General features: G+C 41.8%; 16 protein-coding genes. 12 read left to right on the forward strand and 4 right to left on the reverse strand.

Translation table 11 applies throughout. From position 1 onward, the window contains the following. Position 1 precedes the first annotated feature (1 nt). The 3 genes from RMX89_RS06735 to RMX89_RS06745 all read left to right on the forward strand — a co-directional run bounded on the left by RMX89_RS06735 (position 2) and on the right by RMX89_RS06745 (position 4,234). Positions 2 to 2,140 carry a substrate-binding domain-containing protein gene (locus RMX89_RS06735; RefSeq protein ID WP_322688384.1) on the forward strand — a complete coding sequence of 713 codons (2,139 nt, stop codon included), beginning with the start codon at positions 2 to 4 and terminating at the stop codon, positions 2,138 to 2,140. After that, positions 2,118 to 2,759, forward strand: a complete 642-nt coding sequence (locus tag RMX89_RS06740) for an FHA domain-containing protein (RefSeq protein WP_322670322.1) — start codon at positions 2,118 to 2,120, stop codon at positions 2,757 to 2,759. Before RMX89_RS06735 ends, RMX89_RS06740 begins: the two co-directional genes overlap by 23 nt. Positions 2,760 to 3,139: 380 nt before the next feature. Further along, entirely contained in the window at positions 3,140 to 4,234 is a 1,095-nt protein-coding gene (locus RMX89_RS06745; protein ID WP_322688385.1) for an anthranilate phosphoribosyltransferase family protein, read from the forward strand. On the opposite strand, the gene RMX89_RS06750 is transcribed toward RMX89_RS06745, so the two are convergent. Both RMX89_RS06750 and RMX89_RS06755 read right to left on the reverse strand, forming a co-directional pair. Then, on the reverse strand, positions 4,206 to 5,630 hold the full coding sequence (locus RMX89_RS06750) for an LCP family protein (RefSeq protein WP_322670320.1): 1,425 nt from the start codon (positions 5,628 to 5,630) through the stop codon (positions 4,206 to 4,208). The two genes, RMX89_RS06745 and RMX89_RS06750, sit on opposite strands and share 29 nt — an antisense overlap. A 286-nt stretch (positions 5,631 to 5,916) precedes the next feature. Continuing rightward, positions 5,917 to 6,258: a hypothetical protein gene (locus RMX89_RS06755; RefSeq protein ID WP_322686624.1), complete on the reverse strand. Its 342-nt coding sequence runs from the start codon at positions 6,256 to 6,258 to the stop codon at positions 5,917 to 5,919. A 274-nt stretch (positions 6,259 to 6,532) separates the two neighbouring features. Between RMX89_RS06755 and RMX89_RS06760 the strand changes: the two genes are divergently transcribed. From RMX89_RS06760 to RMX89_RS06775, 4 genes are all read left to right on the forward strand, one after another. After that, positions 6,533 to 7,699 carry an AI-2E family transporter gene (locus RMX89_RS06760; RefSeq protein WP_322670319.1) on the forward strand — a complete coding sequence of 389 codons (1,167 nt, stop codon included), beginning with the start codon at positions 6,533 to 6,535 and terminating at the stop codon, positions 7,697 to 7,699. A 565-nt stretch (positions 7,700 to 8,264) separates the two neighbouring features. Then, the gene (locus tag RMX89_RS06765) at positions 8,265 to 8,756 is read left to right on the forward strand and encodes a GNAT family N-acetyltransferase (RefSeq protein WP_322670368.1); all 492 of its coding nucleotides are present in this window, start codon (positions 8,265 to 8,267) and stop codon (positions 8,754 to 8,756) included. Positions 8,757 to 8,849: 93 nt separating this feature from the next. Continuing rightward, positions 8,850 to 9,527, forward strand: coding sequence for a ComF family protein (locus RMX89_RS06770; RefSeq protein ID WP_322670318.1), 678 nt, complete (start codon positions 8,850 to 8,852; stop codon positions 9,525 to 9,527). Between the two features lie 86 nt (positions 9,528 to 9,613). Further along, the gene (locus RMX89_RS06775; RefSeq protein ID WP_292749628.1) at positions 9,614 to 10,069 is read left to right on the forward strand and encodes a PPC domain-containing protein; all 456 of its coding nucleotides are present in this window, start codon (positions 9,614 to 9,616) and stop codon (positions 10,067 to 10,069) included. A gap of 66 nt (positions 10,070 to 10,135) precedes the next feature. Here RMX89_RS06775 and cobS read toward each other — a convergent pair whose 3' ends face one another. Further along, positions 10,136 to 10,912, reverse strand: coding sequence for an adenosylcobinamide-GDP ribazoletransferase (gene cobS / locus RMX89_RS06780; RefSeq protein WP_322688386.1), 777 nt, complete (start codon positions 10,910 to 10,912; stop codon positions 10,136 to 10,138). A gap of 376 nt (positions 10,913 to 11,288) precedes the next feature. On the opposite strand from cobS, the gene RMX89_RS06785 reads away from it, so the two are divergent. The 5 genes from RMX89_RS06785 (at position 11,289) to psbM (ending at position 14,380) form a co-directional block, all read left to right on the forward strand. Next, entirely contained in the window at positions 11,289 to 11,741 is a 453-nt protein-coding gene (locus RMX89_RS06785) for a hypothetical protein (RefSeq protein WP_322662022.1), read from the forward strand. A gap of 445 nt (positions 11,742 to 12,186) precedes the next feature. Continuing rightward, positions 12,187 to 13,311 carry a tRNA guanosine(34) transglycosylase Tgt gene (gene tgt, locus RMX89_RS06790; protein WP_322688387.1) on the forward strand — a complete coding sequence of 375 codons (1,125 nt, stop codon included), beginning with the start codon at positions 12,187 to 12,189 and terminating at the stop codon, positions 13,309 to 13,311. Between the two features lie 132 nt (positions 13,312 to 13,443). Beyond that, positions 13,444 to 13,581, forward strand: a complete 138-nt coding sequence (locus RMX89_RS06795) for a photosystem II reaction center protein K (protein WP_006195022.1) — start codon at positions 13,444 to 13,446, stop codon at positions 13,579 to 13,581. Between the two features lie 185 nt (positions 13,582 to 13,766). Beyond that, entirely contained in the window at positions 13,767 to 14,063 is a 297-nt protein-coding gene (locus tag RMX89_RS06800) for a 2Fe-2S iron-sulfur cluster-binding protein (protein WP_289799463.1), read from the forward strand. Between the two features lie 200 nt (positions 14,064 to 14,263). Then, positions 14,264 to 14,380 carry a photosystem II reaction center protein PsbM gene (psbM, locus tag RMX89_RS06805; RefSeq protein WP_084227279.1) on the forward strand — a complete coding sequence of 39 codons (117 nt, stop codon included), beginning with the start codon at positions 14,264 to 14,266 and terminating at the stop codon, positions 14,378 to 14,380. A 176-nt stretch (positions 14,381 to 14,556) separates the two neighbouring features. On the opposite strand, the gene RMX89_RS06810 is transcribed toward psbM, so the two are convergent. Further along, the gene (locus RMX89_RS06810) at positions 14,557 to 15,411 is read right to left on the reverse strand and encodes a universal stress protein (RefSeq protein ID WP_322670314.1); all 855 of its coding nucleotides are present in this window, start codon (positions 15,409 to 15,411) and stop codon (positions 14,557 to 14,559) included. Positions 15,412 to 15,423: the final 12 nt, after the last annotated feature.

Consider the following 15,423-nt stretch of genomic DNA (forward strand, 5'->3'; position numbering starts at 1 on the left):
TATGGCTTCATTTGAATCTTTTTATCAAGAATACCCCTGCTCGTACAATTCTCCCTTAAGTTGCGATCGCCCCTTCCAAACGGCGCAGCAAATCAAGGGTGCTAAGTTTTGCTTGGAATGTGGTTTTCCGGCGACTTTACCACAGGAGGGTGAGATTAAAGGAAGTCAGGGAACTTATCAAATAACTAGTTTTGTCGGTGTGCGGGGTTTAGGCCGCTTATACTCAGGTGTTCAACTTAAAGACAAACAACCTGTAATCATCAAAGAATACTTGCTCCCCAATCGTTCTTTTAATGAAAGTGAGACTCAAAAGCGGAAAGAGACTTTTAAACGTGTAGGTGGGGTAAGTTTAGCCGATAGTCGAATTCAAAACTTCCGTCTGGTGGAAACTAAAGAAGCGATCGCAGATGAAAAAGGAGAGCGCTGTTATTTAATCACTCAAGGCATAGAGTCATCCCAAACTTTAGGTAAGTATCTCATAGAAAAGGGAGCAATGACATCTCTTGAGGTGCGGGAAGTACTAAATCAAGGTTTACAAACTCTCCAGTTTCTCCACACCCAAAAGCTGCGTTTTCCCTCCAATCAAACACAACTGGGTATCACTCACGGCAATATCAATTTAGACAGTATTTTAATTAAACTAGAAAACAATCAAAAGTTTTCTATATACTTTTGTGATTTAGCTATCTGGGAAAACTTATTTATTCCCCCAATTATTCCTCAACCTGCTCCCGCCAGACCTGAGCAAGATTTAGAATCATTAGGATTATTAGCCTTTTATTTATGGGTAGGTCGGACAACTAATTTTTCATCTAACCAGCCTCTCGACCCTAGAGATAATCAACAATGGCCGGATACCGATAGCAATTTAAAGCAATTTATTTATCGTTTAATTGGGCTGGAAACTCCCTTTGAAAGTGCAGAAGCGGCTCGTAAAGCACTACTAGAACTTCCTCAAGAAGATCGTGCTAAAAGTTCAAGTTCAGTGCGATCGCCAGGTTCTCAAGAACTAAAAAAGCCTTTGCCAACGCCCTTAATCTTGTTATTAATCCTATTTCTATTACTACTTGGTGGGGGAATTTGGTATTGGCTTTGGGGTAGGAAGACAGATAATCCTAATCAATATATCCAATGGTCTAGACTTGTGCGGAATTTTTCCGAAGTCCCCAACGTTCCTTCTGGGCAATTTACTTACACAGGAGAAAAAGATAGTACATGGAGTTTTGTTTTAACGCAATTAGTAGACAACAGTCGTTTAGGAGATTTATTGACCAGACCAAAGCCAGATGCAACAGCAACATTTGACTATAAATCTGTTTTGTCATCAAATATAAATAATCCGATTAAAAGTATCGAAGAAGTTCAAACAAACAAGAAAGATTTTGCCATTACTAGTTTGGTAGACAATATTACAGATAAACTTGCGAAAAAACCAGTAGCCTATGATGGTTTACTTGTTTTTGTCGCATTTAATAAAAGAGACTCAAATCTTGCCAATGCTCTTGGGGGACAAATCAATCTTGAGCAATTGCGTCAAATTTACACAGGTAAAATTACTAATTGGCAGCAGATCGATCCCAAACTTCCAAATCTGCCTGTGAAACCTTTTGCCCCAACTGAACCGGAAGCAATCAGTAAATTTCAACAAATAGTTCTGCAAAATGCCCCTCAAGACGAAGCTTTATTTGCAGCGAAAGTTACTAAACTTGATACAACAAAAACCCAAAACCTGATACGCAGTGAAACTTTAGATGGGCGAACTACTGGTATTATCAGTTTTGGGATTATCAGTAAAACTTCGAGTCAGTGTACTGGCTATCCTTTAGCGATCGCAGATGCTAAAAAGTCCGCTATTCAACCTCTGTTTCAAAAGCGCGATCTCCGCTCAATTAATCCCTCAGATGATTTGTGTCAACATGATGATTATTATGTTGATGTCACAACTTTCCAAAGCTACCCCTTGGGATACCCTATTTTTGTGGTGTACCCTAAAGACAGCAATCGCCTACCTGGTGGTTCTACATTTGCCCAGATGCTAACTACTCGTCAGGGTCAGTGTTTACTTAGTAAAGTAGGTCTTGTAGCTTTACAACCTATGCCTGATGATATAAAGTCTTATGCCTGCAAATCGGTGCCCTAATCCTAGTTGCGAATATTTTAACCGCGCCCTGCCGAACAATGCTAAGGTTTGTCCCTGGTGTTCTACCCCTGTGGGTAATGTAGTTTCTTCTACACCACAACCACCTAGTCAACCTCCACCTATTCAACAACAGCCTAGTCAACCACCTGTTCAGTATCAGCGGCCGCCTACAGACCAACCTAACTACCAAGCTCCCCAACAAGCCCCAATAGATTATTCAACAGTCTATCAGCCACGAGTTTCCTATCAACCAACACCACCTGTTTATACCCCTCCACCTCAAAGAGCGCCAGCCTTAAAGCTGATTCATAGCACTGGCAGAGAATTTCACCTCATTGGGGAAGGAGGTTATATTGGTCGCCGCAGTCAGAGTCCAGGAATAGCGCCGCCAGAAATTGACTTGACCGGCATTCCCAGTGAGGGAATAGTCTCACGTCGTCATGCGCGAGTCGATTGGGACTGGTCGCAAAATTCCTACATGATTGTTGATATGAGTACAAATGGTATTTATTTAAACAACAATCCTTTGACTCCCGGTATGCAGTATCGCCTACTGAACGGTGATTCACTGCGATTTGGTCAGGATAATCTAGTTAATTTCACTGTATATGTTGTGTAGTAAAAAGCTGATTTTATAACTTTAAATTAACAAGACTTGGGGCTTAACAACAAGCTTAAGCCCTTTGTTAAAGGTAGACAAACTTTTGGGCTAAATAATTTAGTAAACCTGCTGTTGACGACTCATTTTTACCTTCTTACAGCGATTTTCAGGTAAATGAACCACAAATAGACCTCACTTCCATTCCTCTCTCCTAAAAGGAGAGAGGCTTTGATTTTCTCCCCAACGCTAGTAGGGAAGGGGCTGGGGGTTAGGTCTCATAATTGTGGTCTAAATACATGAAAACTGCTGTAAATCCATAATTCGGTCATTAGCCATTTTCGGTTATTCACGGACAATGGACAAATGATAGTGGACAAAGGACGAAGGACAAAGGAAAAATGAGCAATGTATTTCGGGAATTTCTGCAAAAAGTAGGCAGTGGAAACCACACATCTAAGAATTTAACTCGTATTGAAGCAGCCACCGCTACTAAAATGATGCTGCTGGGTGAAGCGACACCAGCCCAAATTGGAGCCTTTTTGATTGCTCACCGAATCAAGCGTCCTACGGGAGAAGAGTTAGCTGGAATGTTGGATGCTTATGAGGAACTGGGGCCAAAACTGCAACCCATAGCCTCTGGGCGACCAGCGATCGCTCTTGGCATCCCTTATGATGGTAGGACACGTACAGCACCAATTAGTCCCGTCACAGCTTTACTACTCGCCGCAGTGGGACAACCAGTGGTAATGCATGGTGGCGATCGCCTACCAACGAAGTATGGCTTACCTCTGATCGATATTTGGCAGGGTTTAGGAGTCGATTGGACTACTTTACCCATAGCCCAAACTCAACAAGTGTTTGAGCAAACAGGAATCGGCTTTATTTATCTACCTCAGCATTTTCCCTTAACTACAAGTCTTTGGGAGTACCGCGACCAACTTGGCAAACGTCCGCCGTTGGCGACAATGGAGCTAATTTGGTGTCCTTATGCTGGGGATGCTCATGTAATTGCTGGGTTTGTCCATCCACCGACAGAAGGGATGTTTCAGATAGCTTTAGGACTGCGAGGAGTGACAAAATTTACATTAGTCAAAGGATTGGAAGGTAGTTGCGACTTACCGCGCGATCGCACTGCAATCATCAGCTTATCTTCATCCGTAGCACCCCAAGAGGTAGAACGATTGCACCTCGTACCGCGCGATTACGGCTTTACTACCAAGAACGTACCCCTTGGAACTACTGAAGAACTGGTGGCGGATATTCAAGAGGTTTTGGCAGGTAAACCAGGTGAATTGATGCAAACAGCCTTGTGGAATGGCGGATTTTATCTATGGCGGAGTGGTATTTGTTCAGATATGGCAGAAGGTTTAGCTAAAGCAGAAGAATTATTAACCAATGGTGCAGTAGCAGCTAAACTCCAAGAACTGAGCCAGGTAATAAATTCAGTATCAGCAGATATACCCTTTAGGGTGTCAACGACTTCTCCAAAATAGATTTTTGTTCCAACCAATCTTTACCTACTTGGATACTGATATCCGATGCAAGGTTGCCAGTGCTTTCCACCCGCACTTCTCCAAATCCCAAAGTGCCGCGAATTGACTCGGCACTGTCACCATCTCCCTGTTGGGCGACAATGTGAGTTACATCTAGAGGTTCGCCCCATGCCTTGGCCACATAGATATTGCGATATCCAGATTTTTCTAAGGCTCTAATTAACGGTTGCAGATTAGAGCGATCGCCACCTGTACTATCTTGAATTGCTACACGCAAAGAGCGGGGGTTAGTTGTAGTTGCCAGCTGTTCCTGTTCTGACTCCAAACCAAAGTGTTGAGCCATCAGTTTCGCAATTCCATCTTTGTTGGGCAACCAATAGCTAGCATCAAACTCATTCTTTTCGCTAAAGCGACCTGGCAGCATTAACATTTGCATATTAGAGCGATTTGTCCGCACCCCAAAACCCATTAGCGCTACTAACTCTTCAACCGTCAAGTTAGTATCAATGTGGTCTTTCACGACATCAAGAACTTTCGGTAATTGAGCAACAGTAGCCGGGTTGAGTGTTTGCTCCATCAAAGCACGCATGACCATTTGCTGGCGCTGAATCCGACCAATATCACCGAGTTCGTCATGGCGAAAACGCAGTAATTGCAATGTTTGCTCGCCATTGAGGTGCTGCTTACCAGCCTTCAAATTGATGTACAAATGCTGAGAATCATCTTGATATTTCATATCTTTAGGAACGTAGACAGTCACGCCACCCAAAGCATCAATTAGCTTGGCAACTCCCAAAACGTTAATTCGGACATAGCGATCGATTCCTGCTCCTCCTAAGAGATTACTAACAGTTCTGGCAGTCAAAGCTGGCCCACCGTCAACATTGGCAGCATTAATTTTTTTCACTCCATACCCCTCTATTTCCGTGCGGGTATCTCTGGGAATGGAGAGCATATTTATTTTTTTCGTCTCTGGATCGAATTTGACCAAGAGCATCACATCAGAAAGACCATCAAAAGAGTTGACTTGGGGCAGGTATTTGAGATTTTTGGTATCTTCAGGAGGGTTTTGGATATCTGGGGGAAGTACGCTCATTCCCATCACCAAAAGATTCACTGGACGAGTTAATTCTGAAAATCGCAGCACACCTCCAGAAATGCGATCGCTATCAAAGGCCGCCTCATCCTTTGGAGTTAGCTGCGCTTGTTGCAAAGGCGTACTCGTCAAAGACACTGCTAAAAGCGCCCCCGCAGTTGCTGATACCATCGCAATACCACCCATACCTACCCAAAACCACAGCCACCGCCCTGATGTTGAGCTTTGGGGAATTTTTTTATTGGATTTTGAGGCTTTTCCCGACTGGTTTTCTTCCGCCGAACTTCTTTGAATGGTCACAGACTTCCTCACACTTACTCACTAATCAAATTCAGTAATTTTGCAGACTAAAAACACCTAAACAAATTAACCCATAATAGCTAACTCTTAATTATCGGTGCTAACTTTTTTAATGTAGTGTCAACCACAACACTTATAGCAGCATTTATTCTTTTTTTGGGACAACCTGGAGATGTTTTACTGAAGTATGGCAATAATAAACTGGATTTGACTAGATATATAAAGAAATCAGCCAGAAATTTTCCAAAATTCAGTAAAAACACCGACAATTTATCGCCTTAAAAAATTAAGATAAATACTTGCCAAGCACTCGTTCAGCTAAATTACTAAACCCTGGTAAACGACTAGATTTGCCCTGCATTAGGCGCAAAATCAACCAAATACTTACTAAAAAGTAACCTGACGTGAGAAAGCTATTGAGGATAAATAGACGTAGCGGAAAAAAATCTGAAGTTGCTGCCCCGGTAGCCAATAATAAATAACTCAACAACCAAGTAAGTGCCAAAGTAATAGACAGACGACTAATAGCAAGTTGTTCCCGATTACCCTGGCCTCGATAGAGCGTCCACAAGGATGGAAAAAAGCCGACGATCGGAACTAAATGTAAAAGCAACTGTGTTTTAGGCATTGGGTACTGGGGATTGGGTACTGGGGATTGGGAATTGGAAGAAGACAAAAAAGAGACTTCTGGAATAATTCTTCCTTGTCCTCCTTGTCCCTCTTCTTCCCCCAGTCCCCAGTCCCCAGTCCCCAGTCCCCAGTCCCTATTGTCTTTCGGTTCAAAATTCTTCATTGGGGTTAATCTAACTCCTAAACTAGAAGGATGAATAAGATTCATATAGTTAGAGATAATAAGCTGTAAGGAAAAATTTCATTTAGTTCTATTCCGCAATCAGCTCAAAATGCAGACACGTAAGCTACTCGACTGGTGGCAAACATTTACTCCAATAGCGCGAATCGGGGCGATCGCGCTATTTGCTCCGCTGCTAGTTATCAATGGTTGGGCAATTTCGGTATTTTTCAATTATTTCCATTCTCTCATAGTCATTTTAGTCGGAGCCTCAGTGCTAGCATTTCTGCTCAACTACCCCGTGAGCTGGATGGAGCATCATGGTGCTAAGAGAGAGCAAGTTGCTATTTTAGTATTTCTCTTGGCTTTATCGATTTTATTAGCGTTGGGTGTGACACTTTTTCCCTTGGCTCTTACCCAAGCTGAACAACTGGTGGCTCGTTTGCCAGAGCTGATCGACTCTGGACGCTCTCAGTTAATGATATTAAACGAAAAAGCTGAGACTTTTGGCTTACCGATTAACCTCGATGCTTTGGTGGTGCAAATCAACGATCGCGTCAAAGGACAATTACAAGCGATCGCTGGACAAGTTTTAAATCTAGCTGTACTGACAGTTACTAGTCTGCTAGATATTCTTTTGACGATGGTTCTGACTTTTTATCTTTTACAGCATGGGGGTGAACTCTGGGAAAGTTTAGTGGAGTGGCTACCTAATAAATTTCGCGAGCCTTTCTCTAAAACAGTCCGCCTAAGTTTCCAAAATTTCTTCATCACCCAGTTGATTTTATCTACCTGTATGGCTTCAGCCCTTATTCCTACCTTTTTGTGGCTGAAAGTGCCGTTTGGATTGTTATTCGGACTAACTATTGGCCTGATGGCTCTCGTTCCCTTTGGCGGTTCTGTAGGCATTGCCCTGACTACACTGTTGGTAGCGTTGCAAGATTTTTCAATGGGTGTGAGAGTGTTGATCGCAGCGGTAATTGTACAGCAAATTCTCGAAAACTTAATTGCCCCCCGAATTTTAGGCAGTTTTACCGGTTTAAATCCAGTTTGGATTTTAATTTCGGTCTTAACAGGGGCAAGAATTGGCGGACTGTTAGGTGTAATTGTGGCAGTACCTACAGCTGTTGTGATTAAGACTGCTTTAAGTGCCTTGCGTCCTGGTACCGGGACAAACGACAGCGCCATTGGGGAGATAACTGCATCCGTTCCAGGAAATGAGTCCTCGAAAGCCGACGACAACAAAACTTTGAGCATTTCTGAAGCAACATTGCCTTAATACAAGAAGGCAGGAGCAGGAAGTGTATCATCAGTTATTTATCAGGAACGGTAAGGGACAAGGGAAAGGGTAAAAAGCTATTGCTTCTATGGTGAGAGACTATTATTAACCTTTTTCCCTTTACCTCTCTTATTTCTTAAATTATGTTGCAAGCGATTGTTTAATATCAAAATTTTCTAAATACTGTGAAAAGTCAGCTTTTGCCACAAGAAATGAATGCCAGTTGGTGTTTCGCTTCAATATTCTAAATAGCTTTTAAGCTTTTAAATAAATCTAACTTTCAGAATCATTATCTAATTTAGAATTTAGGAAAGGAAACTACTTTGCAAGAAGTGCTTTTAAATTGCAGCAGGAGTGAAATTGCTAGGTTCTACACTTGCCGATCGATACCATCTCCCTGAATAATCACCTGGGAACGTGACTGAATTAATTCCCGAATTTGTGGACATAATTCACGCCTGGAGATTACAGCTTGAAATGAACTCTGCAAGAATTGCTATTTGCTGAGTAAATTGGGATATAGATGCGGAAAATTTTTCTGGGTAAACTTGACCAGCAAATGGTAATGAAAAACTATTATCAAGATTTTTTAATTCGTGATTGGGTGAAAAGCGATCGCACAAGAGCCGCCGAAGTCATCAGTTATGTATTATCAGAATACGGTCTGGCTTGGGAACCCAAGGGTGCTGACCAAGATGTGCTGCGAGTTGAGGAATGTTATTTAGCTACTGGGGGAGAGTTTTGGGTAATTGAACACCAAAGTCAGTTAGTAGGTACTGGAGCATACTACCCCATACACCGAGGTGAAAAAGCTGTAGAAATCCGCAAAATGTATCTTTTACCCAGCATTAGGGGTTTAGGATTAGGGAAATATTTGTTACAACAGCTAGAAGCAGCGATCGCAAAGCGTGGTTTTCAACAAATTTGGATTGAAACCGCCAGTGTTTTGGTGGAAGCAGTCAAGCTGTATGAAAACAATGGCTACACTCCAGCAACAGGAGTGGAAACAACAAGGTGCGATCGCGTGTATGTTAAGTCATTGATCAATAGTCATTAGTCATTAGTCATTAGTCATTAGCTAAAAACAAACGACAAAGGACAAATGACAAAGGATAAATGACAAATGACAAATGACAAAGGACAATTTTAAATGCACGCTTGGATTAAAAATCTCACAGGCTTACTCAATCTTTTTCTTCAATCCCATTGCCCTCTATGTCAACGCGCAACTTCCCAAGAATTCTGTCAAAACTGCACCAGACAACTGCAAAAATGTCAACGTAAAGACCCGATTTCTCTATGGCAAGAGCCTATACCAGTGTTTGGCTGGGGGGAATATGGTGGGCCAGTGAAACGAGCGATCGCAGCGATGAAATATGAAAATCAACCCCAAATAGCTCGTCCTTTGGGTCAATGGTTAGGGGAAGCATGGTTGTTAAATTCACCGAAGCGAGATAGCCAGCCTGTAGTAGTTCCTATCCCACTTCACGCTAGCAAACAAAAACAACGTAAATACAATCAAGCCGCACTGATAGCACAAAGTTTCTGCGAAATAACTGGATTAAAATTGAAACTAAACGGTTTAGCAAGAGTGCGAGAAACTGAAGCGCAGTTTGGTTTGTCGGTATCTAAACGAGAAAAAAACTTGAACCAAGCTTTTGCTATTGGGCAAGAATTTCGCCATCGTCCTCCAAATGTCCCAGTGCTGTTAGTGGACGACATTTATACTACTGGTGCTACTGCCAGGTCTGCTGTGCAAACACTTCGTCAGTATGGAATTGTGGTCTTAGGATTAGTAGCTGTAGCCACTGCCGTCAAAGACGGATAAATTAAGAAGCAATAGGCAAGCTTTGACGGATAAGTACATAAATTGACCTAATTACCCTATTTTTGTAGAAAAATTGCTTGAAATGTATGAATAAAGTTTTTGCGGCAGGTTTAAAACAACTCATCATCATTCCTGCCACATTGCTGGCAATAGGCATTAGTACCAGTGCAGCTTTTGCTCAAAATAAATTGTATAGTCCAATTCCTTTATCTAACAGTACTGAAATTGACGATCGCCTTTCAGACAAAGATATTCCCACAGGTCAAGGTGGCTTTGCCCGTGATTACACTGTGAAGTTGCAGAAGGGCGACAATTTAGCAGTTGACCTGTCATCGGAAAACTTTGACAGTATCATCACACTGCTAGCACCTGATGGTTCGACTTTGGCAGAAAATGATGATGGCCCTGATGGTAGTAGCAATTCCTTACTCTTTACTCGCATCGTAGAGACAGGGAATTATGTGATTCGTGTCCGGTCTTTTGGAGAAACTGGGGTTGGGGCTTTTAAACTCAAAGTGACAAAGTTGCAACCGATTAAATAAAGTTAGGAGTTTGGAGTTAGGAGTTTGGAGTTTGATTTTTAACTCCTCACTTTTGACTCCTCACTCCTAACTTCCTACAGTCAGTACGCAGAGAAATAAGGCTTCAGTCCACTCAACGACTGCGCCGTAAGTATCTCCAGTGTGTCCACCTAATTTGTGGTTGAACCATGCACCAGTTAAAGTAGCGATCGCACTTCCAGCAATTATCATTGCCAGTGCGAGAAATAGTTGCTGTCTATTTATCAGCCAAAGTAAACCACTCAAACTAAACAACAACAACAATCCTGGTAACAAATCTTTGTAAGAACGAATGGCTTGTTTGTGAAATGCGCCTTTACCAGTTGCTTTCAGATAAGGGTATCGGGCGATCGCTAGCTGTTGTCCCCAACGTCCCCAGCCACAAGCAGCCATCAGCAATAACCAACGGTTTTCTGGCATATCTGTCAAAGCTGTTATTTTCAGTAGCACCAAGGCGATCGCAGCCATTGCTCCAAAGGCTCCTGTAGCACTATCTGCCATCACCTCCAGTCGCCGATCTGGGTCGCCCACTGCTAAACCATCGGCAGTATCCATTGCCCCATCTAAGTGCAATCCTCCAGTTATGGCAATCCAAACACTTACTACTAAAGCACTACGAGTTAACACGGGCATCCCCAGATAATCCATCCCCGTATCCAGAAACCCTAAAATTCCCCCAATCATCACTCCGACAAGCGAAGCAAGACGTGCTACTCTTTGAAAGTCCAATCCGTTCAAATACGGTAACGGAATATTTGTGTAAAATATAATACTAGCTGCCAGCTTTAACAGCAGCTTTTTCCACCACTGTTGCTGTTTCGTCATCTGAATTACATTAATTTTTGGTAAATTGCTGGATAATAGTCATAATTTCGGTAGAACCGACATCAGTAGACTTTAAAACTTTAAATAAGATTTACTTCTATTAAACATTCTCGTTGAAAATTTTGTTATGCTGGTCTAAGTGGTAAACAAATATTTTTGAGTATTTTTTTATACAAAAACGACTAACTTAGGAAGTTAAAATTCCATCAAGGAGCAAAATTTCTGTTTTGTATTCGTTAACTAAAAACTTACTCCAAATTATTAGACGATTGCCCCATAAAATTGATATTTTTTTAAATGTAGGGAGTAAACAAGCTATTCAATTATGACAGTTTAGCTATGTTGTTGCTCTCCTTAGCTCAATCGCAATTTTCCTATGAGTCATCATCTACCCGACACCAGGATACCAGCTCCGTGCATTATTAACACGGGCATCATTGTGAATAAGCTCGACATCCGGCGATTGCTGGCAGATTTAGGTCGAGTCCACTACATCTACACCCAAGAAGATAAGGTACTGAGCGAGGGTGAAGGGGATGTGATGGAAGTTTTTGCCAATCCGCAAAGGTCTACCTTAGTGGCTAACCGCGCGCTATATCTGAATGTTTGTAGTTTTGATTACTTAGAACTAAAACAGTCGTCGCAACAAGAAACCTACTTCGATTTGATGCAAGAAGGATTGTGTCTGCGGTTAATTCCCCGCTCGACACCTTTACAAGAGCGAAGAGAGCGAAGCTTCAATGTCAGCGCTATAGAAGCGATGATGGAACAAGTACTCTCAGCCAAGTGGGATGCAGAAATTGACGATGACTGTTCTGATTCTTTCTAAATAACAATTATTTAGAGTATATACTCGTAAAGTTGGTAACTAGGTTAATAATGAATGCTTAAGTGTTCGCTAAAACTCAACTACCAATCTTGATGTTTGTCCATAATTTAGCCAAATATTATTAATTTTGCCCTAATACCATTTGGTTTTATGGCTGCTAGTACCGCAAGGCAAAAGCCAAAAGTCAAAAAGCTTTCATTTTGCGCTTTCTGGCTGTAATGAAATGGTGAGGCAGTCGCTCAGAGGGGGTTCCCGCCATAAAGAACTGCCGTTAGCGTAGCGTTAGCGAGCTTGCGAACGTCACCCGTTAGCGCCGGCGGCAAGCGAGTCATCGAGCGTCAGGGGTGGTTTATTTCTGCTGCGTTGTACTAGTTAGGGATTTTTGAAACTCTTTACCGATTAGTGTTTCACAATCCAAAATCTAAAATCTAAAATTCCAAATGGCATGAGTGCGAATTTTTCTTTTCAATGTCTTGCTTGCTGTAGTCAGACAAAAGCTAGAGCAGGAGTGTTTTTCAGCCCTCACGGTCTTGTAGAAACCCCCAGATTTATGCCAGTAGGAACACTGGCTAATGTCAAAACTATCACCCCATCTCAGCTACGAGAGACTGGGGCGCAAATGATCTTATCCAATACTTATCATCTTCACCTACAACCAGGAGAAGCGATCGTGGCTGGAGGTGGTGGGTTGCATAAATTTATGGGGTGGAACGGGCCAATGCTCACAGATTCAGGTGGGTTTCAGGTCTTTAGCTTAAGCGAGATGCGAAAAATTACTGAAGAAGGCGTAACTTTTCGCTCGCCCCATGATGGACAAATTATTAACTTAACACCAGAGCGCTCCATTGAGATTCAAAATACTTTGGGGGCAGATGTGATTATGGCCTTTGATGAGTGTCCGCCTTACCCAGCGACTCGCCAAGAAGTAGAAACTGCAACTGAGCGCACTTACCGCTGGTTAGAACGCTGCATAACGGCTCATCAACGCAGCGATCAGGCTTTGTTTGGGATTGTGCAAGGGGGCGTGTATTTGGATTTGCGTTGCCGTGCAGCGGAAGCTTTGGCTAAGTTAGATTTGCCGGGATATGCCATTGGTGGCGTGAGTGTGGGAGAACCGCCAGAATTGATGGCTGAGATTGTCAAAGTAACAGCACCACTTTTACCCCCCGAAAAGCCGCGTTACTTGATGGGTGTGGGAACTTATCGGGAAATGGCGATCGCGATCGCATCTGGTATAGATTTATTTGATTGCGTCATTCCCACCCGTTGGGCAAGACATGGTACAGCGATAGTCCAAGGCGGACGCTGGAATTTAAAAAATGCTAAGTTTCGTGAAGATTTTACGCCATTAGATGAAACTTGTCCTTGCTACAGTTGTCAAAATTTTAGCCGTGCTTATATATCTCATTTGGTGCGATCGCAGGAAATTTTGGCTTATACCTTGTTGAGCATTCACAACATTACCGAACTAATTCGCTTTACGCAAAAAATTAGAGAAGCAATATTAAGCGATCGCTTTGTCGCAGAATTTGGTCACTGGCTCACCGAAGAAAGCAAAAATGAGAAATAGAGAGTCAAAGAGCAGAGGATTAATGACAAATGACAAATGACAAATGACCAATGACCAATGACCAATGACCAAACCATGTTAAGATACTTCTCAATTATGAAAGCTGTGTTGGATAGGTGGATTTAAACAAACATGGAAGCAGCACTTTTATTAGCAAAACTGCCAGAAGCTTACCAAATCTTCGATCCTTTGGTAGACGTTCTCCCAGTTATCCCGGTATTCTTCTTGTTGCTTGCTTTCGTTTGGCAAGCAGCTGTGGGATTTAGATAAGTTAATCTATTGTTCAATTTATAGGACAGGTAGACTACCTGTCCTATTTTTTTGCAGTGTCGTATTTGATAAAATTAATATTTATTAATATTTTGCAATAAATTATTATAATAAATAAGATATTAATCAAGCTATGTCAATATGAAGCCTTGAAAGCCAAGCTTACAGTCAAGGAGGAATCAATTATGGGTAATATCAAATTCGTTAAAGAAAATAAAGAAGTAGTGGCAGCAGATGGCGCTAATCTCCGGCTCAAGGCGATACAAAATGACATTGATATATATACATTTATTGGTAAAATGACCAATTGCGGTGGTAATGGTCAATGTGGTACTTGCGTTGTCGAGATAGTCGAAGGACTAGAAAATCTTTCTCCGCGCACAGAAGTAGAAAACCGGAAATTCAAGAAAAAGCCAGAAAATTATCGCCTTGCCTGTCAAACTTTAGTGAATGGCTCAGTCAGCGTAGTCACGAAGCCTTAAGTTCTCAAATCTGTCATGTATCCAGTCAGTAGTCAAAATACTTACCAAAATTGAGTTTCCTCTCTACGAGACGCTACGCGGACATTTTGAATACTTCGACAAGCTCAGTACAAGTTTTGAATTTTGAATTGGTATAACTCTGTCATCGATAATGCTATCCTAATGTTGTTGACTGGAAATTTAAGAGAGGCTTTCTTGCCATGCAAGTTAATGACCTGGGGTTCATAGCGAGCATTTTGTTCGTACTAGTCCCCGCCGTGTTTTTACTAATTCTTTACATCCAAACTGCTAGCCGCGAAGGTGGAAAAGATAGTTAAGAGTTTGTGTATAAAATAAATAACCCCTGCGCCAATAGTGTAGGGGTTTTTATTTATCAACTATCCATTTAGTGCTGTTAGCGTAGCCTATGCTGAGTGCCCAATAGTAAAGACAAGAAAAATCTTACTTCTTTACTATTTTATTACAACAATTATTATACTCAGCACTGTTTACTTTAAGAAGCGATTGTCCGCGCCAATAATACCGGACAAGTGGCATTGACTCGAACATAGTCAGACAAGGAAGATCCGATAAGTCGATCGATATCAACAAAACTCTTAGCGATCGATGGCCGACGATCTGGAGAACCGAGCAATAATAAGTCTATATTCAACTCTTCAGCCAACCGACAAATTTCTTCACCAGGTTTGCCACTGCTGATATAAGAACGAGATTGGATGCCTTGTTTTTCAGCTTCTGCAACAGCGGCTGCTAAAACTGGATTTTGAGCTGGGTTAACCTTGGTTATTTCCGATTTTTTACCGCCGAAATCTGTACTAATATTTGCCAAAATTAATTCGCCACCTGGAATATCTCGCAGTAAAAACAATGCCAATTTCAAGCAATTTTTTGCTGAATCAGAGTTATCTATTGCCACCATAATTCGCTTAATTCTTTTAACATAAATGTCATCTTTTACCAGCAACATGGGGCGAGAAGATAACTGGAAAACATACTGACTGACTGAGTTTGATAAAATCGATTGCAGCCGCTTCAGTCCGCGCGAACCCATAATAATCAAGTCAGCATCGATTTCATCAGCGACCTGGCAAACTACATCTTTGGGATCGCCTTCACGTAAAATTGAAGAAACTTGGCTAGGATCTAAGTTCAAGGTTTGAATGGCATTCGCCAGAATTTTACCCCCATTTTCCCATTTAGTTGTCATGGTAGCAGCAGCATTTTGTGCTTGAACAACATGCAAAATTGTAACTTTTGCAGATTGAATTGAAGGGATTTCTTTCAGGGTTTTGAGCATTTCTTCTGCGTGTCCTAATCCCGATACAGCCAGCAAAATTCTTCTGATCATTTTACGTAATTT

Source organism: Nostoc sp. DedSLP04 (assembly GCF_034530775.1).
Lineage (GTDB): Bacteria > Cyanobacteriota > Cyanobacteriia > Cyanobacteriales > Nostocaceae > Nostoc.